19 protein-coding genes are annotated in these 24,183 nt (G+C 65.9%); 8 read left to right on the top strand and 11 right to left on the bottom strand.

Annotation, left to right across the window (positions count from 1 at the left end; translation table 11 throughout):
- Window positions 1-15: 15 nt before the first annotated feature.
- A complete protein-coding gene (locus FGF80_RS00685) occupies window positions 16-885 on the bottom strand; it encodes an alpha/beta fold hydrolase (protein WP_138651596.1) in 870 nt (289 codons plus the stop codon).
- Window positions 886-1,076: 191 nt separating this feature from the next.
- Here FGF80_RS00685 and priL point away from each other — a divergent pair, with 191 nt between their 5' ends.
- The gene (priL, locus tag FGF80_RS00680) at window positions 1,077-2,165 is read left to right on the top strand and encodes a DNA primase regulatory subunit PriL (RefSeq protein WP_138651594.1); all 1,089 of its coding nucleotides are present in this window, start codon (window positions 1,077-1,079) and stop codon (window positions 2,163-2,165) included.
- A gap of 72 nt (window positions 2,166-2,237) precedes the next feature.
- On the opposite strand, the gene FGF80_RS00675 is transcribed toward priL, so the two are convergent.
- A complete protein-coding gene (locus FGF80_RS00675; protein WP_006185134.1) occupies window positions 2,238-2,507 on the bottom strand; it encodes a DUF7472 family protein in 270 nt (89 codons plus the stop codon).
- A 184-nt stretch (window positions 2,508-2,691) separates the two neighbouring features.
- Here FGF80_RS00675 and FGF80_RS00670 point away from each other — a divergent pair, with 184 nt between their 5' ends.
- Complete coding sequence (locus tag FGF80_RS00670; protein ID WP_138651592.1) at window positions 2,692-3,324, top strand: SWIM zinc finger family protein; 633 nt, start codon at window positions 2,692-2,694, stop codon at window positions 3,322-3,324.
- 126 nt (window positions 3,325-3,450) lie between these two features.
- Here FGF80_RS00670 and hjc read toward each other — a convergent pair whose 3' ends face one another.
- From hjc to FGF80_RS00655, 3 genes are all read right to left on the bottom strand, one after another.
- Complete coding sequence (hjc, locus tag FGF80_RS00665) at window positions 3,451-3,969, bottom strand: Holliday junction resolvase Hjc (RefSeq protein WP_138651590.1); 519 nt, start codon at window positions 3,967-3,969, stop codon at window positions 3,451-3,453.
- Window positions 3,970-4,024: 55 nt separating this feature from the next.
- Window positions 4,025-4,837, bottom strand: a complete 813-nt coding sequence (locus FGF80_RS00660) for a CPBP family intramembrane glutamic endopeptidase (protein ID WP_006185130.1) — start codon at window positions 4,835-4,837, stop codon at window positions 4,025-4,027.
- Between the two features lie 74 nt (window positions 4,838-4,911).
- The gene (locus tag FGF80_RS00655; RefSeq protein WP_006185129.1) at window positions 4,912-9,375 is read right to left on the bottom strand and encodes a PAS domain S-box protein; all 4,464 of its coding nucleotides are present in this window, start codon (window positions 9,373-9,375) and stop codon (window positions 4,912-4,914) included.
- Between the two features lie 272 nt (window positions 9,376-9,647).
- Between FGF80_RS00655 and FGF80_RS00650 the strand changes: the two genes are divergently transcribed.
- Window positions 9,648-9,926, top strand: a complete 279-nt coding sequence (locus tag FGF80_RS00650) for a HalOD1 output domain-containing protein (RefSeq protein ID WP_006185128.1) — start codon at window positions 9,648-9,650, stop codon at window positions 9,924-9,926.
- A gap of 94 nt (window positions 9,927-10,020) precedes the next feature.
- Entirely contained in the window at window positions 10,021-10,839 is an 819-nt protein-coding gene (locus tag FGF80_RS00645) for a PAS domain S-box protein (protein WP_138651588.1), read from the top strand.
- Window positions 10,840-10,882: 43 nt separating this feature from the next.
- On the opposite strand, the gene FGF80_RS00640 is transcribed toward FGF80_RS00645, so the two are convergent.
- From FGF80_RS00640 to FGF80_RS00630, 3 genes are all read right to left on the bottom strand, one after another.
- Window positions 10,883-12,172 (bottom strand): adenosylhomocysteinase, encoded by a 1,290-nt coding sequence (locus tag FGF80_RS00640; protein ID WP_006185126.1) that lies wholly within the window; start codon window positions 12,170-12,172, stop codon window positions 10,883-10,885.
- Window positions 12,173-12,425: 253 nt separating this feature from the next.
- Window positions 12,426-13,361 (bottom strand): hypothetical protein, encoded by a 936-nt coding sequence (locus FGF80_RS00635; protein WP_138651586.1) that lies wholly within the window; start codon window positions 13,359-13,361, stop codon window positions 12,426-12,428.
- A 156-nt stretch (window positions 13,362-13,517) separates the two neighbouring features.
- Complete coding sequence (locus tag FGF80_RS00630; RefSeq protein WP_138651584.1) at window positions 13,518-14,816, bottom strand: amidohydrolase; 1,299 nt, start codon at window positions 14,814-14,816, stop codon at window positions 13,518-13,520.
- A gap of 101 nt (window positions 14,817-14,917) precedes the next feature.
- Here FGF80_RS00630 and FGF80_RS00625 point away from each other — a divergent pair, with 101 nt between their 5' ends.
- Both FGF80_RS00625 and FGF80_RS00620 read left to right on the top strand, forming a co-directional pair.
- Window positions 14,918-15,589 (top strand): stage II sporulation protein M, encoded by a 672-nt coding sequence (locus tag FGF80_RS00625; protein WP_138651582.1) that lies wholly within the window; start codon window positions 14,918-14,920, stop codon window positions 15,587-15,589.
- 115 nt (window positions 15,590-15,704) lie between these two features.
- A complete protein-coding gene (locus FGF80_RS00620; protein WP_138651580.1) occupies window positions 15,705-16,583 on the top strand; it encodes a DUF4382 domain-containing protein in 879 nt (292 codons plus the stop codon).
- 113 nt (window positions 16,584-16,696) lie between these two features.
- On the opposite strand, the gene FGF80_RS00615 is transcribed toward FGF80_RS00620, so the two are convergent.
- Both FGF80_RS00615 and FGF80_RS00610 read right to left on the bottom strand, forming a co-directional pair.
- A complete protein-coding gene (locus tag FGF80_RS00615; RefSeq protein ID WP_138651578.1) occupies window positions 16,697-19,282 on the bottom strand; it encodes a heavy metal translocating P-type ATPase in 2,586 nt (861 codons plus the stop codon).
- Between the two features lie 84 nt (window positions 19,283-19,366).
- Complete coding sequence (locus tag FGF80_RS00610) at window positions 19,367-19,957, bottom strand: winged helix-turn-helix transcriptional regulator (protein WP_006185121.1); 591 nt, start codon at window positions 19,955-19,957, stop codon at window positions 19,367-19,369.
- Window positions 19,958-20,084: 127 nt separating this feature from the next.
- On the opposite strand from FGF80_RS00610, the gene FGF80_RS00605 reads away from it, so the two are divergent.
- Window positions 20,085-20,282: a CopZ family metallochaperone gene (locus FGF80_RS00605; protein ID WP_006185120.1), complete on the top strand. Its 198-nt coding sequence runs from the start codon at window positions 20,085-20,087 to the stop codon at window positions 20,280-20,282.
- A gap of 100 nt (window positions 20,283-20,382) precedes the next feature.
- Here the strand turns inward: FGF80_RS00605 and FGF80_RS00600 are convergent, their stop codons facing one another.
- Window positions 20,383-21,780, bottom strand: a complete 1,398-nt coding sequence (locus tag FGF80_RS00600; RefSeq protein ID WP_138651576.1) for a permease — start codon at window positions 21,778-21,780, stop codon at window positions 20,383-20,385.
- 972 nt (window positions 21,781-22,752) lie between these two features.
- On the opposite strand from FGF80_RS00600, the gene FGF80_RS19465 reads away from it, so the two are divergent.
- Complete coding sequence (locus tag FGF80_RS19465; RefSeq protein WP_238705324.1) at window positions 22,753-24,183, top strand: eCIS core domain-containing protein; 1,431 nt, start codon at window positions 22,753-22,755, stop codon at window positions 24,181-24,183.

Below are 24,183 nucleotides of genomic sequence, written 5' to 3'. Positions count from 1 at the left end.
GCTCGAGTCCGGCGGTCAGTCCTGTGCGTCGATGAACGACAGCACCGTCTCGGTGACTTCGTCGGCGTCTTCGATGAAGAACAGGTGTGAGCCGCCCTCGACGAGTTCGAGGCGGCTGTCCGCGATTTGCTCTTCGAGGAGCCGCGCGTTCTCGACGGGGACGACCCGATCGGCCGTCCCGTGGAGGATCAGCGTCGGCACGCGAAGCCCGTCGAGACGGCCGCTGACGTCGAAGTTCTGGACTGCGGCGGCCTGGGCCTCGCGAGCCGGGTCGTCGGCGTCCTGTTCGAGTCGCCACTCGAGGAGCCGATCGATGAGGTGGGGGTTCCGGTTCGTGAACCGCTCGTTGAACGCGGGTCGCATCCGGTGGCGGAGCGTCTCCCGCTGGCTAGCTCCGTCGGGGGTGTCGAACATGTGTGCCTGTGTCTCGTCGGGGACCGGAGCGGCATCGGGGCCGCCGTGGCTCGTACAGCACAGCGTCAGCGACTTCGCCCGGGAGTACTCGAGGGCGTATTGCTGGGCGATCATCCCGCCCATGCTCGCGCCGACGACGTGAGCGTCGTAGATCCCCGCGTCGTCGAGGACGGCCTCGAGATCGGCCGCCAGCCCGCCGATCGAGTAGCCGGCCAACTTGAGCAACACGAGACCTCGAAGCGTCCCGGGGAGGCGCGCAACGAGCGGCGGGAGGCCAACAGCCGAGCGGCCGGTCCCCCGGTTGTCGGGGGCGACCACGTCGTATTCGTCGGCGACGGCCTCGCGTTGCCAGCGCCACATCCACCGTCCGAACCCGAGCCCCTGTACGAAGACGACCGGCGACCGGCCCTCACCGTCGCTCCGCTCGTACTCGTAATAGATCGACACGCCGTCTCTCGTCGCCTGTGGCATGCCCGACCCGACGTGTCGAACGCCCTTGAAATCGATCCTCCGACGGTCGGCTCGATGTCACTGATCGGGGACTTCGGTTTGCCCCGCCGTGACGGTCGGACTCCGACAGTACCGGCGACCCCAGCGTCGCTGATAAAACGTGATTAGGATAATCAGCGCGTTTATCCCGTCGGAGTGAAATCGTCTTACCGATGCAGCGACTCCACGCCCGGTACCCGTTTCTCGAGGCGGCCCGCGAGTCCGTCGCGACGGAGGCGGTCGGTCTTGCAACCGTCGTCGAGCAGGACCGGGCGGTCGTCGACCGCGCGCGCCAACGCGTTATTACCGCGCTCGAGGCGGGGTCGACCGGGGACCCACACCGCGACGCCCGCATCGAGTTGCTCTCCTACCCGGTCGCACGGGTGCTCGTTTCGATGGTCGGCGAACGCGTGCTCGTCCGCAAGTACGCCCGCGCCGAGGCCGCGACGGCCTACGAGCGGTTCACCACCGACATGGCCGACACCACCGAACTGAAAAGCGTCGAGTCGACGGGGCTCGCGCTCGAGGACCTGCTCGCCGAGTTCGACCTGCGGGACGCCGTCCGCGAGTCGGGCGGCGACGACGGCTACCGGATCGACGTCGGCACCTATCTGCCGCTGGCGGCGGACCTGTGGGATGACGAGTGGCGACTCGTCAATCAGCCGCTGAACGCGGGCGACGTGCCCGTCGACGAGGACGACCTCCTGACGCTTCTGCGGGAGGCGATCCGGAGCCGTATCGAGGACGGGCTTCCATTCGACGTCCCCGAGACGATCGGGACCCGCCTCGAGGACGACGCCGCCGAGATCCGAGAGGTGTTGGCGGACCTCGATCTCACCCAGGATATCGACACCGTCGTGCCGGACCTGTTCCCGCCCTGTATGAAGGCACTGCTCGATCAGATTCAGAAGGGCGAACACCTCTCCCATCACTCCCGCTTTGCGATCACCGCCTTCCTGACGAGTATCGGCATGACGACCGACGAGATCGTCGACCTCTACCGAGTCAACTCGTCGTTCGGCGAGGAGATGACCCGCTATCAGACCGACCACATCCGCGGGGACAGTTCGCCGACGGAGTACTCCGCGCCCTCCTGTGCGACCATGCAGTCCTACGGCGACTGCGTCAACAAGGACGATCTCTGTGAGCGCATTCCCCACCCGATGGCGTACTACGAACAGCGGATCGACGACGCCGACGACGAGGAACTCGAGGACTGGCGGGAAAACGAGACCGACGGCCAGTCCGCGAGCGGGGACTGACGGCGTTTCGAAGTCGGAGCGGCGGTCGGGGGCGGCGACGGTCGGGCAACGAACGAAAGCATCTCGACGGTCTCAGGCCGTTCCCTGCGCGTCGCCGTTCTCGTCGTCGCTCGCGTCGAGATCGTCCTCGGGATCGTTCAGCGTGTAGGCCAGTCCGACGCCGACCGCGGTCATCAGGAAGATGAAGCCGATGATCACGCCGACGAGCATCTGCCCACCCGTGGGTGAGAGCGTACTGTTCTCGGCTCCGTAGGCGGACCCGATGGTGAGCATGGCTGCCAGCATCACGGCGACGGCAGCGACGGCCACGCCGATTTCGATGACCTGTTCGCGTTCGACCATTGGCTAATCGCTTTCTCCGGCCCGGTGAAAAGCGCTTCGAAGGGGGCCTCGAGCGGCGACTGATCCGAAACGATCACCCGCATAAACGCCGCCCTTGCGATCGCAGGCGGGGCGGTTAAGATTCCCGAGCCCCTACCAACACTGAATAGCCAGCCGACCAGCGAGGTTCCCCTTCGACGCATCCATGAAAACAACAGCGTCACCGAAAGCACCGCTGCCAGTCCCGTCTCCGGACCACCTCACGGAGCGATCGCGCCGCGCGCGCACCGAGCCGATGTCGGTGCGCCCGCTCGGCGACGGCCTCTACGAGGTCGAGTCCGCGAGCGACCACACCTATCTCGTCGATCTCGAGGCGGGGCGGTGCACCTGTCCGGATCACGTCTTCCGCGGGGTCCGTTGCAAGCACGTGCGCCGGGTCGCGATCGAGATCACGGGCGGGCGTACCCCGCCACCGGGCGAGATCGCCGTCGCGTGTCACGACTGCGACGAGCCGATAGTCGTCGACGAGGACGCGGCCGGCCCGTATTACTGTGCCGAACACGCGATCGCCCCGGGCGATGTCGTCGTCGACCGCGAGACGGGCGACCGTCTCACCGTCGTCGACGTCTCGGAACTGCGAGCCGATGCCGTCGAACTCGAGGCGGCCGGCTGTACTGTCGCCGAGTACGGGACGAACGAGGCCTACGAGCCGGACGTTCCCGTCGTCGGCGCGGTCTACCACCACGCCACCGTCGCCAGCAACGGCGTCGTCCCCGCATCGCTGAAGGTCTACGTCTTCCCGCGGACGCGGCTGCGACGAGTCACCGACTCGGCGTGAGAGTCGGGCCATCCAGCGCGATCGCTTCCGCGCCGGAGTAGGGCGATCAGCGTACAGTTCGAGTCGGAATCGGCGCACCGAGCGCGGCCAAGGCGGGCCACAGACGGCTCGCGCTCGCCGCGTGGCTTACTCGAGCAGACCCGCGGCCTCGTCGACGCCCATGACACCCTGTTCGACCGCGTTCAGGACGCGGACGATCTCCTCGTCCGGGCCGTCGTCGCCGTCGCCGACCTCCTCGAGCGTGACCTTCTCCGACCGGCCGGTAAACTCGGGGAAGTCGGTGCCCTCGGCCAGTGCGGTCTCCTTCTTGACGCGGTAGTTGCCGCCGTCGGTGACGTAGAGGTCCCCGGGGTGGAAGAAGTACCAGTCCTCGCGGTCGAAGCGGACGCCGATGCGGGGTTTCGCGCCGAAGTTCCGGGCGAAGAACGTCAGCGCTTCGACTTCCTCGCCGGTGAGATAGATCGGATCGCCCGAACTCGATTTCGCCTCGATCGCGTAGAACTGCTCGCCGTCGCCGGCGAGCACGTCGGGGAGGTCGCGGTCGGTCGCGGAACCGCTCGCGGGCGCGCGCATCACCGCGAAGCCGGCCTCGTCGAGTTCGTTGACGAGTTCCCGCTCGCGACGGTCGCCCTTCGCCTGGGACATACCACCCTCTCACCGTCCGGCGATATTAAAGAATCGGACCCGATCCGGGGGACGATTACGGGAGGGCGGTCGCGACGACTGCGACGAGCAGCGACGTGGCGGCCTCCGGTTCCTCGAGATCGTACTGCAGTGCGATGTAGAGCAGGCCGAACTGGAGGGCGTTGAACACGGCGTGGGCGGCGATCGGAACGAAGAGGTTGTCCGTTTTGGCATAGAGGAAGCCGAAGATGAGCGCGCCGCCGAAGACAACGACGATGGGGACCACGGTCGCGAGCCGCGACTCGGACAGCAGGGCGTACGACAGCAGGTGGACGAGCGCGAAGATCGCGCTGGCGATGACGATCGCGTTCGTCCGGCTAAAGGCGTCGTAGAGGCGCTTTTGCACGACGTTCCGGAAGAGGAACTCCTCTGCCGGCGCGTTGAAGAAGAAGACGATGCCGATCATGATCAGCACCATCTGCGGATCGTTATCGATGAGCGACATGACCTGGTTGTCGGCCGACGGCAGGGAAAGCAACTGGACGGCGGCGTTGACGAGGACGTAGAACGCGATGATGCCGACGATACCGCCGACGACGTACAGCCACCCCCGCCTCGTCGGGGCCCGCAGGTCGACGTACGACCAGCCGCGGTCGGTCACGGCGAGATAGAGCCCGCCGGCAAGGGCGAATCCAAGGAAGTTCAGGATCATGAATACCGTTCGGGCGGTGATCGACGCCTCCGCCGGCGACTCGATCAGCAACGGATCGAGCGCGATGGCCGGAAGCGTGGCCAGATTCGCGGCGAGAAGGCCGAACGCCGTCAGTCCGACGGCGATGAGTGTCGATCGGAGCGGCCCGTCCTGGCGCTGCCGGTCGGATGGTTCCATGGGCGCGGCTACGACCACCGGCCCCTTGGGCGTTCCTCTCTCGGAAACGGGTCGGCTGGGGGCCGTCCGGACGGTCACTCCCCAGTCGTCAGCAGTTCGTCCTCGAACAACCGTGCCAACACCCGCTGCTGGCCGATCCGCAAGTGACGGTTGACCGTCGGCTGCGTCACGTCGAGCATCGCAGCGATCTCCTCGCCGGTGCTCTCTCGAGGCCAGTCGAAGAAGCCGGCAAAGTAGGCCGTCCGCAACACCTCGAGTTGCCGATCCGTGAGGGCGTCGAACAGGGAAGTCACGAGTTCGCTCCCCGTTCCCATCGAGCGCTCGACGTGGTGGCGAGCCTGCAGTTCGACGGTCGCGTACTGATCCCGAAGCGTCTCGACGAACTCACGGACATCGGTTCCCGTCGGGACATCGACGGTCACCTCGATGCCGTCGTCGGTCGCGTGCATCGAGCGCGGGCTGGCACCGTGGCGGACCAGCCGCGAGGCGACGACATCGCCGGCGACGGTCGCCTCGAAGCGACACTCGTCGTCGGCCTCGGTGAGCAGCCGATAGTCGGTGACCGAGACGAGGTCGTCGAGTACCGACCGCACGTCGTCGGCCGGGACGCCGCTCGTTTCGAAGAACAACAGCGTCTCGTCGGTCGAGTGTGAGCCGAGCCCCTCGTACTCGACACGGGCTCCCGTGGCCGTCGCGATGCGAGAGAGCAGATCGTCCGCGCCGCCGATCCGGAGCGTGAGTTCGAGCAACCGCTCGGCGTGGAGCGCCTCCCGCGTTTTCACCGCCGTAATCGCGTTCGCGATCCCCGCTCCGAGTTCCGTCAGCACCGTCCGCTCGAGGTCCCCGAACGCGTCGGGCTCGTCGGCGTACACCGTGAGCACGCCGTAGGTGTACTCCGCGTAGGACAGCGGGACGCTGATGACCGACTGGAACCCACAATCCAGGGCATGTCGCCGCCAGCCCTCGCCCTGCAGCCCCTCGACGGCGTTCGAGACGACCGACGTGGTTTCGGTTCGTGCGGTTCGGACGGCGGGTTCCATCGACGCGTCGTACTCGAGGGACACGTCGTCCAAATACGTCTGTCGCTGTCCGGCCCAGGCGCGGGGCTCGAGCCGCGTGCCGCTGGCGTCGAGGGTCCCGATCCACGCGAACGCGACGTTGCCAGCCTCGAGCAGGCGGTCGGGAACGGTGCGCTCGATTTCGGCCCTGCTGTCGGCCCCGATGAGTAACTGATCGATCCGCCTGATGAGTTCCGTGCTCTCGATCTGGCGGTTGAGCCGCCGGTTTCGTTCCTCGAGCTCCGCTTCCCGCTCGCGGAGGCTGGCCTCGCTCTCGAGGCGGTCGAACGCGGCCTCGGTCGTGGCGACGAGCGTCTCGATCAGTCGCCGGGCGTCGGCGTCGATCGGGGTCTCGCCCGACGCGACCGCGAAAACGCCGTGATCGCCGATCGGGACGACGGCTCCGCTCTCGACCGCCGAGCCGAAGACCCGCGACTGATCGAACGACATCGGATCGTCGACCACGGTCCCCGTTCCCGTTACGTAGGCGTTCCAGAGGACGGAATCGTCGTCGCCGACGGCGACCGACGGCGGACCGTCAGAGAGCGTCTCGAACCCGTCCGTGTAGACGACCGGCTCGAACCGGTTCACGTCGGAATCGAGCCGGTAGACGGCCACGCCAGCGGCGTCGAGGATCTCCGCGGCGGTGTCGACGACCAGCTCAGCGATCTCCGTATCGGTCTCGGTTCCGAGCAGATCGCGGGCGGCGCTGTGGAGCGACTCGAGTGCCAGTTCGCGTTCCTTGTGCGCGGTGATGTCCTGAATCGTCCCGCGGACGCCGACGATGTCGTCGGACTGGCCGCCGGATCGGCGGCCGTCCGCTCGGACGGGCTCGCCGATCGACTGAACCCACCGCTCGTTCCCCGCGACCGTCTGCATGCGGTGTTCGATCTCGTAGCTCTCGCCGTCCTCGAGCGCCGCGTCGACGATCTCGAGGACGGCAGGTCGATCCTCCGGATGGGGGAACGAGGATGCCAGGTCCGAATCGAGCGTCACGTCGGACGGGAGTTCGTACAGGCGACGCAGCCCGTCGGTGAAGGTCACCTCCCGCGAGTCCCCGCTGATGTCGAGTTCCCAGCCGCCGATGCCGGCGAGGCGTTCGGCCTGTTTGAGCAATTCCGTCGTTCGCTCGAGTTCGCGTTCGCGCTCCTTGCGATCGGTGATGTCCCGGACGACGCCCGCTGTTCCGGCGAACCCGTCCTCGGAACTCGGCAACAGCGCGATGTGGTTTTCGGCATCGATCCGTTCGTCATCGGCCGTCTCGAGGATGATCTCGACGGTTCGAGAGGGCTCGTCGAACCGCAGCAGTTCCCGAATCATGTCCCGGGCCCGTTCGATGTCGTCCGATGGAATGATCGCTGCAGCGTGTTCACCGATCAGTTCCTCGGGGTCGTAGCCGAGTATCGGCTTGGCGGCGTCGTTCAGGAAGGTGAACCGTCCCGTGGCGTCGAGCGTATACACCAGTTCGTCCAGCGCCTGAACGATCGTCTCGAAGCGCTCGAGGTCACGTTCGCGCTCCTTGCGCTCGGTAATGTCACGGATGACGCCCGCGGTTCCGGCGAACTCGCCGTCGGCCATCGGCAACAGCGCCATGTGGTTCTCCGTATCGATCACGTCGCCGTCGACGGTCTCGAGTTCCATCTCGAACGTCCGAGAGGGGTCCCCGGCACGCAGCAGGTCACGGACCCGGTCGCGAGCCGTCTCGAGGTCGTCCTCGTCCATCACGGTCGAGACGTGCTCACCGATCAGGTCCTCGGGATCGTAGCCGGTGATCGACGTGAGAGCGTCGTTCAGGAAGGTAAAGTGCCCCGTCTCGTCGATCGTGTACACCAGTTCGTCCAGCGCCTGAATGATCGTTTCGGACCGCTCGAGTTCCCGTTCGCGCTCCTTGCGCTCGGTGATATCCTGAAACGAGCCCCGAAGCTTGACGATTTCGCCGTCGTCGGACCCCGACCGACGGTCGTCTGGGTGCGGGGTCTCTTCGCCGTCTCGGATGGGTTCACCGATCGTCCGAACCCACCGCTGCTCCCCGTCGTCCGTGACCAGACGGACTTCGAGATCGTACGGCTCGCCGTCCTCGATCGCGCGCTCGATCGCCCCCTCGATCAGCGGCCGGTCCGCCGGATGATAGAACTCGAGGGCCCGATCCAGACCGATCTCCGCGTCGGGCGGCAGGCCGTGGATTCGGTTGACCTCGTCGGTCCACCGGGGTTCGAGCGACTCCGCGGTGACGTCGAGTTCCCAGGCCCCGACGTTGGCCAGCCGCTGGGACTGCTCGAGCATGTGCATGGTCCGCTCGAGGCTCGTTTCGCGCTCGCGAAGCCGCCGCTCCGTTGCCTTGCGATCGGTGATGTCCCGGCCGATCCCGACTTCGACCGCGTTGCCGTCGGGGTCCTCGAGCACCGAGGCGACGAACTCGTACGGTATCGATTCGCCGGATTTCGTTTGCAACGCCGCTTCGACGTGCGTATCGCCCGTCTCGAAGGCATCCTCGATCGAGTCCCGGATCACTGCCTGGTTCGCCTCGTCGAAGAAATCCAGGGCGTGTCTCTCCCTGATCTCGGCGTCCGAATAGCCCGATACCTCGACCAGCGTCTCGTTCCAGCGCCGGAGGTTCCCGTCCTCGTCGAGGATGTAGAACACGTCGTCTAACGCGTCGATGATATCGTTCATGAACGCCTCGTGGCGCTCGAGGCGCTGTTCTTTCGCCCTGCGGTCGCTGATGTCGCGGCCGATGCCGGCGATGACCGCGTTGCCGGCCGGATCGTCGAGCGGCGAGGCGACGAACTCGTACGGTATCGATTCGCCGGATTTCGTTCGTAACGCCACTTCGACGCGTGTACCGCCCGTCTCGAGTACGTCCTCGATCGCGGTCGTGACAAGTTCGTGATCCGCTTCGTCGAAGAAGTCAAGCGCGTGCATCTCGCCGATTTCGGCGTCCGAGTAGCCCGATGCCGCGCCCAGCGCCTCGTTCCAGCGCTGTACCTGCCCGTCCTCGTCGAGCAGGTAGACGATGTCGGTGACGGCATCGAGCATATCATCGGTGAACGCACGGACCTGCTCGAGACGACGGTCGCGGGTGCGGGCCACGGTCGCGAGGTCGTCGACGGCTTCCGAGAGCCGGCCGATCTCGTCGTCCCGGTCGATCGTGAACTCGATCGGCTCGTCGATGGTCGCGTCCTCAGCATCGGTATCGTTGCCGGCCGACGCGGCTGCGTCGCCGTCGAGACGTGAGACGAATCGACGGAGGTCGTCGGTTAGTCGTTCGATATCGGTCGATCGATCGGGACCGCTGCGCGCGGCGAGCCCGAAGACGACCAGCCCGGGCTCCGGCCCCAATCCGAGTCCGAGGGTCGTGCTGTCGAAGATCACCACGCCGATGCTGACAGCGCCCAGCACGACGACTGCCCCGAGTAGCAGTGCGACCGGCTTCCGTGTAGCGCCGTCGAGCGTTCCAGTGTGAACCGCGGCGACGACCATACCCCGCCTATGGGACGACTGACAATGATACGCGCGGTTGATTCCATCCCGCGATATTCGTCTTTCTAGAACGGTTCACCGCGGGCGGACGGCCGCCGGACCGAGTCGCTCACCACGATCGAATTCGGCCCGCTCAACCCGTGAGAAATGGGATCTGGACAGTTCGATCCCCGTGGCGCATCGCGACACTATACACGTAGTGTCGCCCTCGACGCGAAATAACGTGTATAACGGGCAAGCCGATACCGGTCGCTGACGTTCCTTCGAGCAAGATGACCGGTACTACACTCGATTACCACAGTGATTCGATCAGCCTGCGCGTCGTCGAGGCGCTCGCGGACGCGACCAACACCGATGCACACGAACTCGAGCCGCTGTACAACGTCGTCGATCCCGAGGCGCTCGATCAACTCTTCCAGTCCGGCTCGACCGCGGATGTCAGCGTCGAGTTCGAGTACCACGGCGTACTTGTTGCGGTTCGAAGCGACGGGACCGTCACGATCGATGGGAGGACCTACGACAGTGGCAGCGACATCAGCCCGTCACGATGACCACTGAGAGCGACGAGCGACGACCGTTCGTCCGCTCACGTCGGGACGAGCGGCGACGGGACGCCCGATCGGAGACCGATCGACGGTGGTCTCCATGGTAGTTCCAACCACAATCCCAGCGGAGCCGACCGTTCGAACGCGACCGACGCGGGTGACCGTCCTGGTCGTCGGCGGGGAGACGGTCCGGGACCGCGTCGAACGGGCGTTCACCGACGAGGGGACCGAAACCATCGTCGAAACAGCCGCCACGCTCGCGGACGCCATCACGGAACTCGAGACCGACGACATCGACTGCCTCATCGTCTCACTGCCACGAGCGGCGGGGAGTGCGGACACAGCAGGGGAGGCCGAGACAGCCACCGAAACGCTGGACACCCACCTCGAGACGGTCAGGTCCACCATGCCGGACCTGCCGATCGTCGTCCTCGCGGCCGAGCGAACGCCTGCCCTCGCGGAGACGGTCCGGTCGTACGACTGGACCGCCGTGATCGAACGGGACGAGACGCGCACGCGGCTCGCCGACCGCGTCCACGACCTCCTCGAGCGCCATCGACTGACCACCCTCTCGCGACGGTCGCTTGCGAGCATCGAGTTCGCCGGGGACGCCATCGCCATCGTCGACGCCGGCGAGATCCAGTTCGCGAGCCGCGCCTTCGCCATGCAGTTCGGCTACGAGCACGACGCCATCCCTGGCACCTCCTGGCAGGCCCTGTTCACCGACGACGCCGTCTGCCATCTCGAATCGACCGCGATTCCGACCGTTGCGGAGGGATGGCGGTGGACCGGCAGCTGTGCCGGCCGGCGAAAAACAGGAACGACGTTCGCGGTACGGGTTCGCCTCGGCGGACTCGAGGACGGGAGCCTCGTGTTCGTGATCGAGGAAGCCGACGGGAGCGACGGCTCCGGGAAGTGAACCAGTTCCGGGAGCGATTCGACGGGACGACCGGCGTGAGCGCTTACGTGCCGTGGTCCCAGGCGTCCATGTACTCGCGCTGCGTGTCGGTCAGCGAATCGAAGTCGACGCCCTCGGCCTCGAGTTTGATCTCGGCGATCTCCCTGTCGAGGTCGTCGGGGACGTCGTAGACGCCGGCGTCGTACTCCTCGCCGTTCTCGAGCATCTCGCGCACACAGACGGCCTGGATACCGAACGACTGGTCCATGACCTCGACGGGGTGGCCCAGCGAGACGGGCGCGGCGAGGTTGACCAGGCGGCCCTCGGCGATCACGTTCAGCGTGCGACCGTCGTCCAGTTCGTAGGCCTCGACGCCGTCGCGGGCCTCGTAGCGGTCGACCGCGAGGTCGTCGAGCGCGTCGAGGTCGATTTCGATGTCGAAGTGGCCGGCGTTGGCCAGCAGGACGCCGTCTCCCATCTTCTCGAAGTGTTCCTCGACGATGACGTCGCGGTTGCCGGTCGTCGTCAGGAAGACGTCGCCGACCTCGGCGGCCTCGGCCATCGGCATGACCTCGTAGCCCTCCATGTGGGCCTCGAGGGCGCGACGAGGCTCGACCTCGGTGACGATGACGTTGGCGTTCTGTCCGGCGGCTTTCTTCGCGACACCTTTGCCGCAGTAGCCGTAGCCCGAGACGACGACGTTCTTGCCGGCCCACGAGAGGTTCGTGGTCATGGCGATCGACGCCAGCGAGGACTCGCCGGTGCCGTGGACGTTATCGAACAGCCGCTTCATCGGGGTGTCGTTGACCGCGAAGACGGGATACTCGAGCGCGCCGTCGTCGTCCATCGCACGGAGGCGGTGGACGCCCGTCGTGGTCTCCTCCGCGCCGCCGATGATGCCGTCGATCAGTTCGGGGTAGTCCTCGTGGATGGCGGCGACGAGGTCCATCCCGTCGTCGACGGTGATCGTCGGTTCGTGGGCGATGACGGCCTCGATCGCGGCGTAGTACTCGTCGTCGTCGACGCCGCGTTTGGCGTAGCTGGTGATGTTCTCGTGGGTGTCGAGCGCCGCCGATACGTCGTCGTGGGTCGAGAGCGGGTTACAGCCGGTGACGGCGACCTCCGCACCGCCCTCCGCCAGCGTCTCGACGAGCATCGCCGTCTTGGCCTCGACGTGCATCGCCATGCCGATCCGCTCGCCCTCGAAGGGCTGCTCCGCGACGAACTCCTCGCGAACGTGCTCGAGGATCGGCATATGTTGGGCGGCCCAGTCCATCTTCCGGCGTCCCTCCTCGCGAGCGGACTCGAGGTCGTCCAGTTGCTCGCTGATCGGTGGGTACTCGGTCTCGGTCATGGGTTGACTGAGTGCGAGCGGGGCAAAAACGCTACCGAAGCGTTCTCGTCACGGCGAGAGCGAAAGTGGGGCAACTGGAGAAGAGTCGAATCCGCGCCGGTCGCTGGTACGGGCATCGGTCGGCTCACCGACCACCGCGCGCGACCGTGTTCCGACGCCGCCGAAGATCGTGCCTCTGACAACCCAGTATCGTCGAGCGGCGTCTCTCGGACGCGGATCGAATCCGGTCGGTCCGGATCAGGTGCGGTCGCCGTTACTTCGGTCCGGCGTGAGACGGCGGACCGCCGCCGTTTCCGCTAGTGTCGTCGCCATCATCGTCATCGTCGTCATCGTCGGAATCATCCGTGTCGTCGTCGCTGTCATCGGCATCGTCATCGCTGTCGTCGGCATCGTCGGCATCGTCATCGCTGTCGTCGGCATCGTCGGCATCAGCGTCGCTGTCGTCGGCATCGTCGGCATCAGCGTCGCTGTCGTCGGTATCGTCCGCGTCGTCGCCGGACTGTCCAGCATGCTCGGGTGGACCCCGTTCGTCATCGCTCGATGGGCCGGCATGTTCGGGCGGTCCTCGTTCGTCATCGTCGTCCTCGGCTTCGTCGTCGCCGTCATCATCGCTTGGCGGACCGGCATGGGCCGGCGGACCAGCGTGGTCGGGCGCGTTACCCGGGTTGTTCGCAACGACGAAGCTCGCGACGGAGAGACCGTTCGGGCCGTCGGACTCGTTGTCGGCGTTCTCGGCGAACTCCGAGACGAGCGAACCGAAGTTCGAGACATCGGTTTCGTTGCCCTCAGTCTCGTTGTCGTCGAGGTCGTCCTCGGTCTCGTTGTCGTCGAGGTCGTCCTCAGTCTCGTTGTCGTCGAGGTCGTCCTCAGTCTCGTTGTCGTCGAGGTCGTCCTCAGTCTCGTTGTCGTCGAGGTCGTCCTCGGTCTCGTTGTCGTCGAGGTCGTCCTCGGTCTCGTTGTCGTCGAGGTCGTCCTCGGTCTCGTTGTCGTCAAGGTCGTCCTCGGTCTCGTTGTCGTCGAGAGTATCGTCCGTTTCGTTCGCGTCGGCCGTGACGAGGAGGTGCTCGCCATCGTCGTCCATCTCGGGGACGCCATCGCCCGTCTGCGCTGCCGCCGTTCCCAGCGGTGCGATCACGGACAGGGCCATCATGGCGACCAGTGCCATCGTGAGTAGTCGGTGGTGCTTCATCCGAGCGGAACATTCCCTGATTCCTGAATAAACCCCCACGGACGTTCTCGTCGTTTGCACACCGAAACAACGCTTCGAAAATCGTTTTGAGTGTTTATAAACTGATCTGAGTGTTTATCTCAGCACTCGTCTCGCTCGTCGAACCGGCCGGATCGACTACGCGTCGGCCCGCTCGACCACCGCTTCCGCCGCCTCGAGCGCCCGCTCTCGGACCGCCGTGGCCTCGAGCGTCAGGACCTCGCGGTCGCGCATGAGCACGCGGCCGTCGCAAACGGTGTGGCGAACGTCGGCCGCTGCGACCGCATAGGCGAGGTGACTCACGAGGTCGTGTGGCGGCGTCAAGTGGGGTTGCTCGAGGTCGATCACCGCGAGATCGGCCGGCGCACCCACCTCGAGCCGTCCGGACTCGAAGCCGATGGCGTCGGCGCTGCCCCGCGTCATCATCTCGACGACCGCCTCCGCGGGCACTGCGCTGGCGTCGTCGGCGGCGAGTTTGCCCAGCATGGCCGCGTCGCGAGCCTCGTCGAGCATGGAGAGATCGTTGTTCGAGGCCGCGCCGTCGGTACCGAGTCCGACAGTGACGCCCGCCTCGCGCAGCCGCTCGACCGGTGCCATCCCGCTGGCGAGTTTCATGTTCGAGGCCGGACAGTGAATCACACCGGTACCGACCTCGGCGAGGAGTTCGATCTCGGTCTCGTCGACGTGAACGCCGTGTGCGACGAAGTCCTCGGGCTCGAGGAGGCCGCGATCGGCGGCGTACTCGAGCGGCCGGACCCCGTGCTCGTCGACGATCGGCGCGACCTCGTCCGCGGTCTCGTTGGCGTGGTAGTGGATCGGAACGCCCGCCTCCCGCGCTTTGGGAACGAATTCCGTCAGGTACTCGCTGCCGACGGTCGTCAGCGAGTGGGGCATAAACGCCGTCGAAATCCGCCCGTCGGCCGCGCCGTCGTACTCGCGGGCGATCTCGAGGCCCGTCGCTGCGTCCTCACGAGCGGTCTCGCCGTCCTTGCCGACGGTGACGATACCGTGTCCGAGCCGGGCCCGGAGCCCGGCAGTTTCGACCGCAGCGGCGACTTCGGGGACCTGGAAGTACATGTCAGCGAACCCAGTGACGCCCGATTTGATCAGTTCGAGCAGGCCCAACTCGGCACCGGCGCGGATGTCCGCAGCCGTCAGCTCCCCCTCGGCGGGCCAGATATCCTCACGGAGCCACGTCTCGAGGGGCTTGTCGTCGGCGTACCCGCGCAGGAGCGTCATAGCGACGTGACAGTGGCCGTTGACGAACCCCGGCGTGACGAGCGAGTTCGCGGCGTCGAGCGTGTCGTCGGCCTCGCTCGCGAGATCGGGACCGATCTCGCGGATTTCGCCGCTGTCCTGATCGATCAGTACGTCCGCGGCCGTCACCGTCAGGTCGGGCCGGAGCACACGCCCATCGGTGATCGCAAGCGTCGTCATTAGCTCGGAGTTCTCCTCGGGCCGCCTTATACTGTCGATACGCCGACGGGCGTCCCGAGACGAGTCGCCGGGTTTATGGCTTCTTTCGAAGACGTGTCGATATGGAATCAGGATCGCAGCGCGACGGCACGCGCCCCACCGGCGGGTATCCGCCGGGCGAGGCGCTCACGGACGCCTGGAACGAGCACCGCCGATACGTCGGGTTCGCCGCCGGCCTGTTCGCGGTCGGGATCGTCATCGGCGTCCTCCTCATGCTCGCGGGCTACAACCTGCTCGAGATCATCCAGGAACTGGTCGGGGAACCGCTGTTTCCGGACGTCGACGGCGGTGGGTTCGATCTGGCACGCTTTTTACTCGTGAACAACAGCCGCGCGTTCCTGCTCTCGATCGTCGGCGCGTTGAGCCTCGGCCTCGTGACGGCCTGGGCGATGCTGTTCAACGGGATCATCATCGGGAACGTCGGTGCATACGTCACCAGGGATGTCGGTCTCGATTACATCCTCGTGGGGCTGCTTCCCCACGGAATCTTCGAACTTCCGGCGCTGTTTATCGCCGCCGGCATCGGCTTCCGACTCCTCTATCGGATCGGCCAGCGGGTTCGCGGCACCCGCGATGCGATCTTTCCGAAACCCTACCTCTACCGGACCGGACTCCTCGTCCTCGCCGGCTGGCTGCTACTGGTCGTGGCCGCCCTCGTCGAGGCCTTCGTCACGCCCGTCCTCCTCGAGACTCTCTTCGCCGAGCGGCTTGAGGAAATGGGAGCGACCGTCTGACCGACGCTCCGCCGACGCAAGCGCACCGTTTCGGCCAGTTCAGCCACGGATGAACGATCGTAAACGGACCCAAGCGTCGGGCCCCTTTTTCCCTCCCGGATGACTGTCGGCGGATATGAACAGACGGACAGTCCAACTGGTACTCGTGGCAGCCCTCGTCGCCGTCGCCGGCTGTGCCGGTGGAATGGGTGGGGAACCGCAGAACGACGCGACGACCGACGATTCGTCCACGATCGACGCCGACGGGGACACGGGAACGGCCGCGTTCTACGTCAGCGACGAACCGAACGTGATCGACGACTTCGAACACCTCAACGTGACGATCACGAAGGTCGGCTTCAAGAAGACCGGCGACGGAAGCGACGGTGACTCGAACGGGACCGACAGGGACGCCGAGAACGAGTCGTCGAACGAAACGACTGACGAGACGACAGACGAAGATGGCGATGCCGACGGCACCGAGGGGACCGTGTCCGACGGCGAGGCGGAGAACGAAACGGGCGAAGGGAACGAGACGGACGGGAAAGACGATGACGGCGCGACCGACGAACGCTGGATCGAGCACGATGTCGACGACCGGACGGTCGATCTCACCGAACTGAAAGGCGCGAACGCGTCGCTGATCGACGAATTCGAGCTTCCGGCGGGCGACTACGAGACGGTCTTCATCTACGTCAGCGACACCGAGGGCGTCTTGACGGACGGGAGCACGACGAGGGTGAAACTGCCGAGCAACGAGCTCCAGTTACACACGGCTTTCACCGTCGCCACCGACGAGCGGGTCGACTTCGTCTACGACATCGCACCCCACAAGGCCGGCAAGAGCGGCAAGTACGTCCTCAAACCGGTGATCAGCGAGAGCGGAACGGGTGACGACGTCGAGATCCGCGACATCGACGCGGACGACGCGGACGAGAACCGCGGCAACGGCGGCGACGGTGGAAGCGACGGGAACGGAACCGGTGCGCCCGACGCGAACGCCGCGGACGACTGATCGACGACGCCGTGAGGTCGCCTCGAGCGCGCCCTCGTTCCGGGATCGAGGGTCCGAACGTATCGGACTGCGTTTCGAGTGGGGCGACGCGCTGACGGCCGCTTGGGTGCCGGTCAGCGCCGGAGCCGACCGAGCAGTTCGTAGTCGCGATCCGGCGTGTACCGACGGAACAGCAGGCTGTTCGAGAGGACCGACACCGACGACAGCGCCATCGCGCCGGCCGCGAGGACGGGCTGGAGCAGTCCCAGCGAGGCCAGCGGGATCATCGCGGTGTTGTACCCCAGCGCCCAGACGAGGTTCTGCTTGATCTTCGCCAGCGTGGCCTCGGAGATCCGGATCGCCTTCACCACGTCGAGCGGGTCGTCGCGCATCAGGGTCACGTCCGCGGCCTCGATGGCCACGTCAGTCCCGGAGCCGATTGCACAGCCGACGTGGGCGACCGCCAGCGCGGGCGCGTCGTTGACCCCGTCGCCGACCATCATCGCCTTGCGACCCGTCGACTGGACGTCCTCGAGGGCGTCGGCCTTGTCCTCGGGGAGGACCCCCGCGCGGACGTTGTCGGGGTCGATCCCCACGCGCTCGGCGACGGCGCGGGCCGTCCGCTCGTTGTCGCCGGTAATCAGCATGACGTCGAGGCCGCGCTCGCGCAGGGCCGCGACCGCGTCCGCGGAACTGTCCTTGACGGTATCGGCGTCCGCGACCACGCCCGCCACCGCGCCGTCAACCGCGACCAGCATCGCCGTCTTGCCCTCGCGCTCCAAGCGTTCCATCTCGGCGGCTGCCGGCGCGGGATCGACACCCCGCCCCTCGAGCAGCCGCCGGTTGCCGACCAGTACCTCGCGGCCCTCGACGGTCGTCCGGACGCCCTGTCCGGGGACGTTCTCGAAGTCCTCGGGATCGGCCAGTTCGAGGCCGCGTTCCGCGGCACCGTCGACGATGGCCTGCGCGAGCGGGTGCTCGCTGTTGCGCTCGGCGCTGGCGGCGAGGCGGAGGACGGCGTCCTCATCGAGGTCAGGGCGCGTCGCCAGTGTCCCTCCGTCGGCCGCCACCGCATCGGTGTCGCGCCCCTCGAGTGCGACCACGTCGGTTAGCGTCATCTCGCCGGTGGTCAGCGTCCCGGTCTTGTCGAAAACGACGGTGTCGACGTCTCGAGCCCGTTCCAAGATATCACCACCCTTGAACAGGACGCCGTTCTGTGCGCCCAGCGTGGAGCCGACCATCGTCGCGGCGGGAGTCGCCAGCCCCAGCGCGCAGGGACAGGCGATCAGGACCGCGGAGGCGAAGACGACGATCGCGAACTCGAACGTCGAGAGCGCGTCCGGGCCGCCGCCGACCAGATCCAGTACCGGTACGGCGTCGACGACGCCGGCGAGCGTCGTGGGGAACAGGAACCAGACCAGCCCCCAGAAGATCGCGTTGAGGATGACCGCGGGGACGAAGTACGCCGAGATGCGGTCCGCGAGGTTCTGGATCTCCGGCTGGCGCGATTGAGCCTCCTTGACGGTCTGGACGATCCCCTGCAGGGCCGTGTCCTCGCCGACCTTCGTCGCCTCGACGATCAACACGCCGTTCTCGTTGATCGTCGAGCCGATCACCTCGTCGCCCTCGCCCGTTTCGACCGGGACGGACTCGCCGGTGACCATCGATTCGTCGACCGCCGACTGGCCGTCCACGACGACGCCGTCAGTCGGGACCTTTTCGCCGGGCCGGACCTTCATCCGGTCGCCGACCGTGACGTCCTCGAGCGGAACCTCCTCCTCGGTGCCTTCCTCGTCGACCAGCGTGGCCGTCTCGGCCTCCATCTCGAGCAGTTTCCGCAAGGCCTCGCCGGCCTGGCCCTTCGAACGGGCCTCGAGATAGTTGCCCAGCGTGATGAACACGAGGATCATCGCGGCGGTGTCGAAGTAGAGGTTCCCCGCCAGCAGACCGAGCAGGACGACGAGACTGTAGAAGTACGCCGTCGAGGACCCGAGCGCGATCAGCACGTCCATGTTGGCGGTTCGGTTCCGCACGAGGGCCGTGTAGGAATTGACGAGGAACTCCCGCCCCAGCAGGACGTAGACCGGCGTCGCGAGCAGGAACTCGACCCAGCCGAACGAGACCCCCAAGACCGTCTCGGGAACGTACGTCCCGCCGAGCAGGAACTTATCGGCGAGGAAGAACAGGAACGGGGCGGAAAGCACCGCGCCGAAGACCGTCAGCCGGAGCTGTTTGCGAATCTCCGCCTGTCGGGCCGCATCGCGGCGGTCCTGATCGGACGTCTCGTCGTCACCGCCCTCGTCGCGGACGGGGGTATAACCGGCCGATTCGATGGCCTCGTAGAGTGACTCGAGCGAGGCGTCGGCCGGGTTGTACGCGACGGTCGCCTCGTCGGTCGCGTAGTTGACCTCCGCGTCGATGACGCCGGGGACGGACTCGAGAGCCGTCTCGTTGGTCTCGGCGCAGTTCGCACAGCTCATGTCCGTGATCCCGATCGAGCGGCTCGCACGGTCCGCCTCGTAGCCGGCCTCGTCGATCGTCTCGTAGATTTCGGCGAGCGATACTTCGTCAGGGTCGTACTCGACGGTCCCCTCGTCCGTGGCGAAGTTCACGCTCGCCGCATGAACGCCGTCGAGGGAGTCCAGGGCATCGCTGATCGTCTGCGAACAGTTCGCACAGCTCATACCCCGAATATCCAAGTGTGTCGTCCGAGTGCTCATTAACAGCTAGTAGGGACTCCCGTCTTACCCCCTTTACTAGTCGAAACTCAAAGTCAGACGGGATCGGTTCCTTGGAATCAAAACTCAGATGCCCTCCTCGAGCCGATCGTATCGCTCTTCGAACCGACCCTGACAGGACGAACAGCAGAAGTGGTACACGTCCCCGTCGATGCGGGTCGATTCGCCCTCGCTGTCGACGGTGTTGCCACACTCCGCGCAGGTGAGCGCGAACTGCGTCCCGTCGAGCGACGGCGTCCATTCGGCGTCGTCGATCAGCGTGACATCGTACTCGACGCCGTCCGCGTCGGGGAGCAGCCCCTCGAGCCACTCGTGAACCCGCTGGACCTGCGCGCGGGCATAGAACCAGAGCTCGCCGTCGGCGGTAACGAACAGGTGCTCGACGGCGTCGGCGTCCGCGATCGCCGCCCGACAGCCGTCCACGTCGCCCGCCGGAACGGTCGCCCGCACGAACACGGGAATCCCCGCCCGAAGCTGTGACTGATCGACGTCGACCGTGAATCGGTTGATGACGCCCGCCTGCTCGAGACGCTCGACGCGGTCTGAGACCGCCGGTCCGGAGAGATCGACCGCCTCGGCGATATCGCTGTAGGGTCGCCGTGCGTCGTCGCCCAGCAGTCGCAGGATTTCCAGGTCCGTTTCGTCGAGATCGCGCATAGTTCCCCGTCGTAGCCGACGATCAAAGAACGTGACGGTGACTGCTTTGGAACCCAAAGTCGGCCCCGGTGTTGTACTCGCATCGAAAGCAGTAACGTACAAAGAACAGCCGCCCGTAAAGCTGCGTATGAGCCGGACGATCACTGTCGAAGGCATGTCCTGTGAGCACTGCGAACAAACCGTCGAGGAGGCGATCGAAGCGGTATCGGGCGTCGAATCGGTCGCAGTCGACCGCGAGGCGGGCCGAGCCACAGTCGAAGGGGACGCGGACCCGCAGGCACTCGTCAGCGCGGTCGACGAGGCCGGCTACGACGCGTCCGCGTAACTCGAGCGCGAGCCGCGGACGGCCGCTTGCAACCGCCCGTCGTCCGGTACCGATGCCGGAACCCGACGGGGAACTCGTTTTTCGGCGACTGACAGCGGTGTCAGTGGTGGTCGTGTGACGACCCGTCGTCTGACACCCGCGGCGGGTGTGCCGCGAAGTCGGTCGGCGCGTCCTCGAACGCCCGCTTGCAGGTAGTCGAACAGAAGTAGTAGGTCTCGCCATCGTGTGCGGCGCTCGGGCCGTCGTCGTCGGTTCGCATCCCACAGACCGGATCACGGTACTGTCCGGGAGCACCGAGCCCGCGACGGTACACGTACAGGAGGAACCCGGAGAGGGCAACGGCGACGAGGTTGAGATAAAAGGTGTAGTTCACCTCGAAGTACCGCTGCTCGGTCGCCGTCTCGCCGCCGGCCAGGTTCGGAACGATGCCGAGCGCGTCGAACAGCAGTTCCATGAGAAAGCCGGTAAACGCCATCGTCACGAAAAAGACGCCGAGGATGTACAGCATGACCGACCAGCCGTAGTACTTCCGGTAGACGTTCAACACCGGAACCGTGATGAGATCGGCGTAGACGAACGCGATGACGCCGGCGAAGCTGATCCCGCCGCCCCAGAGGGCGACCGCGAACGGGACGTTGCCCATGCTCCCGACGAAGCTGACGACGGCGATCGTGACGCCCATGACCGCGTTCTCGGCGGTCACGAGCAAGCCGTCGCCCCCGAGGAACAGCGCGTTCCAGACCGACTGGGGAACGAACACGATGACGAACCCCGAGACGAGAAACCCCGCAACGATGTCCGTCCAAATCATCGACCACTCCTTCCGGTACTGGTTCGCGATCCTGTACCAGCCGCCCCACGAGCGGAGGTCGTCGTACCACGTGCCGCCGCTGGCCGTCTGCTGCCGGTAGGTTTCCAGACAGCCCTCGGAGCAGAACCGCAGCGTCTCGCCGCCGTCGGTCACGATCGTGTGCTCGTCCGACCCCTCCATGCCGCAGGTCGGGTCCGTCATCCCGCCGCTCTCCCGCTCCGCGCGCTCGAGTTCCGTGCGGACCTCGTCGAACAGCGGCTCCGGGAGCGTCAGCCGGACGATGATCGCCATGACCGCGATGAGGACGAGGCCGCCGAACAGTTCCGCGACGAGGAACTCCCAGCCCAGCAAGAGCAGGATCATCAGGCCGAGTTCGACGATGAGGTTCGTCGAGGCGAACATGAACGCGAGGACGTTCACCGCGTGCGCGCCCTTCGTGAACAGCCCCTTCCCGATGGCGACGGCACCGAAACTACAGCCGCTGCTGGCCGCGCCGAACGCCGTCGCCGTCGCGAGACTCGAGACGTCGCTCTCCCCGAGAACGCGCGCCATCCGCTCCTTCGAGACGTACACCTGTACGAGGCTGGTGATCGTCAGTCCCATGATGATCGCCCACGCCGCCGTCCAGAGGAATCCGAGACCGATCCGGAGCGACTCGAGGAACCCCTGAATGAGTGCTGGGTCCATGTGTTGGTCATCGGGAGAATCGGCTATTGCAATTGCCCTTAAAAAACCGATGCGTTCGCCGTCCGAAACGACGGATTCGAAAGCGGTCGGCGATCGGACAGCGGCGGCGGCCCGACCGAGTAGGACGGGGGAGGCGTTCCGAACTACGGGGCTCGTGGCACCGCCGGGTCCGCCCGCTCTCCCGCTCGCTTCCCGAATGGGAGGAATCCGGTATCGCCCCGACCCGTGGCTCGGCGACTCCCGCTCGCTGCCCGATCCGTGCCCGAGGGCGGATCGTTCCAGTCGGTCGCCACTAGATATAAGTCACTATAGGTAATAGTTCCTGATGGAAGCTATCGTCTCCAGAACAGTCGCGGGGGGCATGCGCTGAAATGCCCCGGGTGCTAGAGCCACCCGAGACGTGGCTTCCAACCCGGAAAGGTCGAAGCCATGCTTGCGTATCCGCTCCCGAGACATAAACGTCTCGCCCGACAGTCCGTTCGCTCGAGACGAAGAGCGGTGCGTCCGAGGTGCGTTTTCGAGTCATTTCCGACCGGGAGCGATAGCCCTGTCGGCTGGCTCGGACGGCGGCGAAACCGGCGAGGGTGCACCTCGCCGCGCTCGCTCGAGCGGCCGCGTCATGGCGGCGACCGATCCGGACCGCTGCGCTGGACCGCGACCCACGGCCGGACCCGACTCCTCCTCCCCCCGTCGACATCGATCCCGGCCGTGACGATCGCGGACGCTTCCAGCCCTCTCCGCCGCCGTCTCGACTGCTGACGCCTCACACGGCGGATACGACCCCGACCTCGCCTCGAGTCGAGCAGTCTCGGCGGACCGATATCTCGGCGTCGATTCTTCAACGGGTGTCACCCCGTGTACTACGCGGAGAGAAAGTATTATACTATGATAGGAGCAAGTGGAAGCAAATGAGCCGTCGATTCCACGACGGACCCGCGATGGTCCGCTACGGCGGGCGGGGAGGGAACAGCGATGGGACATAAGAAGCGCACCCGGTCGAACCGCGAGTCCGAGGCCGAATCCGAGGCGGAATCCGAATCCTCGAGCAGGACCACAACGACGACGAGTTCGGTCCAGCGGACGCGCAAGCAGCACCCGGATGCGGTCGACCGGCCGGATGTCGTCGAGCATCCGGCCGCCGTTGAGTACCCGGACGCTGTCGAGCATCCGGGCGCAGTCGAGCACCCGGCCGCCGTCCCCGCTCTCGGGGACGACGACTTCTCGATCCGCGAGGAGAACATCCAGCGCGCGCTCAAGGGCGCGGACACGACCGAAGACGAGGTCCCCGACGAGGTCCTGGATGTCATCGGCAGCGGCGGTATGCCCCTCGATTTCTCGATCCAGCGCGAACTCGGGGAACGGATGGACGCGGACTTCTCGGACGTACGCATCCACACCGGCGGGAAAGCCGCTCAAGCGGCCGAATCCATCGACGCGAAGGCGTTTACCTGCGGCAACGCGATCGTCTTCAATTCGGGCGAATACGATCCCCGGTCGGCCGACGGCCAACACCTGCTGGCCCACGAACTCGCCCACGTCAAACAGCAACACGGCGGCGCGCCGCTCTCGATGAAGCCAAAATCGAATGCGGACCTCGAGATCGACCCCGACCCGCAGTTAGAGCGGGAAGCCGACGAGGCCGCCACCGAGGCGTTGGCGGGTGAGCCACTGACGATCAATCGGATGGGTGCAGAGATTCAGATTCAGCGGTCCACTGATGATGGTGCCTACACACCGTCACAAATTAAGAAATTGGTTGGCCAAGAACTCGGGAAGAAGAACATCGACTCCCGGCTTGAGGACGTCGAAGAGGAGATCAAAGACGTCAAAGGGACCGTCAATGATCACGACCAGAAGCTATCGGACTTCGATCCTGAAGACGTCAAAGGGACCGTCAATGAGCACGACGAGAGGCTATCGAACCTCGAAAACGGGCCGATCGATGTAAATCTCGAGGAGGCCGCCGAAGGGTCCCAGTCGCTCACGGAGCGACTCCAGAACGCGGTCACAAATCTCAACCCCCTCGATGAGAAGGGAGCGAAAAATGCAACCGAGGGCCTCGTTGCGAGCGGACTGGCTAGTGCGGGGGTACTGGCAACGGTTCTGAGTGGCGGCACCGTCGGGGCAGCCGCACTGACGGGAATCGCGACGGCGACCGTCGCACCGATGCTCCGCGGGGCTGCCTCTGACGGAATCGTCGGCGACAACACCAGCGTTCCCGACGCCATCGCCGGCAAACTCGGGACGGCACTCGCCGACAGCGAGGAGTTCGCCGAACGACTTGGCAAAAATTCTGCACTTGCCAAGCAACTTGCCACCCACTTCGATGATGTAACGTACGGGAGCCAGACTGGTGAGGATGACTCGAGAGGGCTCTCTAACAGTACCACGGGTGGTGACTAA

The organism is Natrinema pallidum (assembly GCF_005890195.1).
GTDB classification, from domain to species: Archaea; Halobacteriota; Halobacteria; order Halobacteriales; family Natrialbaceae; genus Natrinema; species Natrinema pallidum.
Note: the sequence above shows the minus strand (reverse complement) of the source record. Positions and strands in the feature narration are given on the sequence as shown.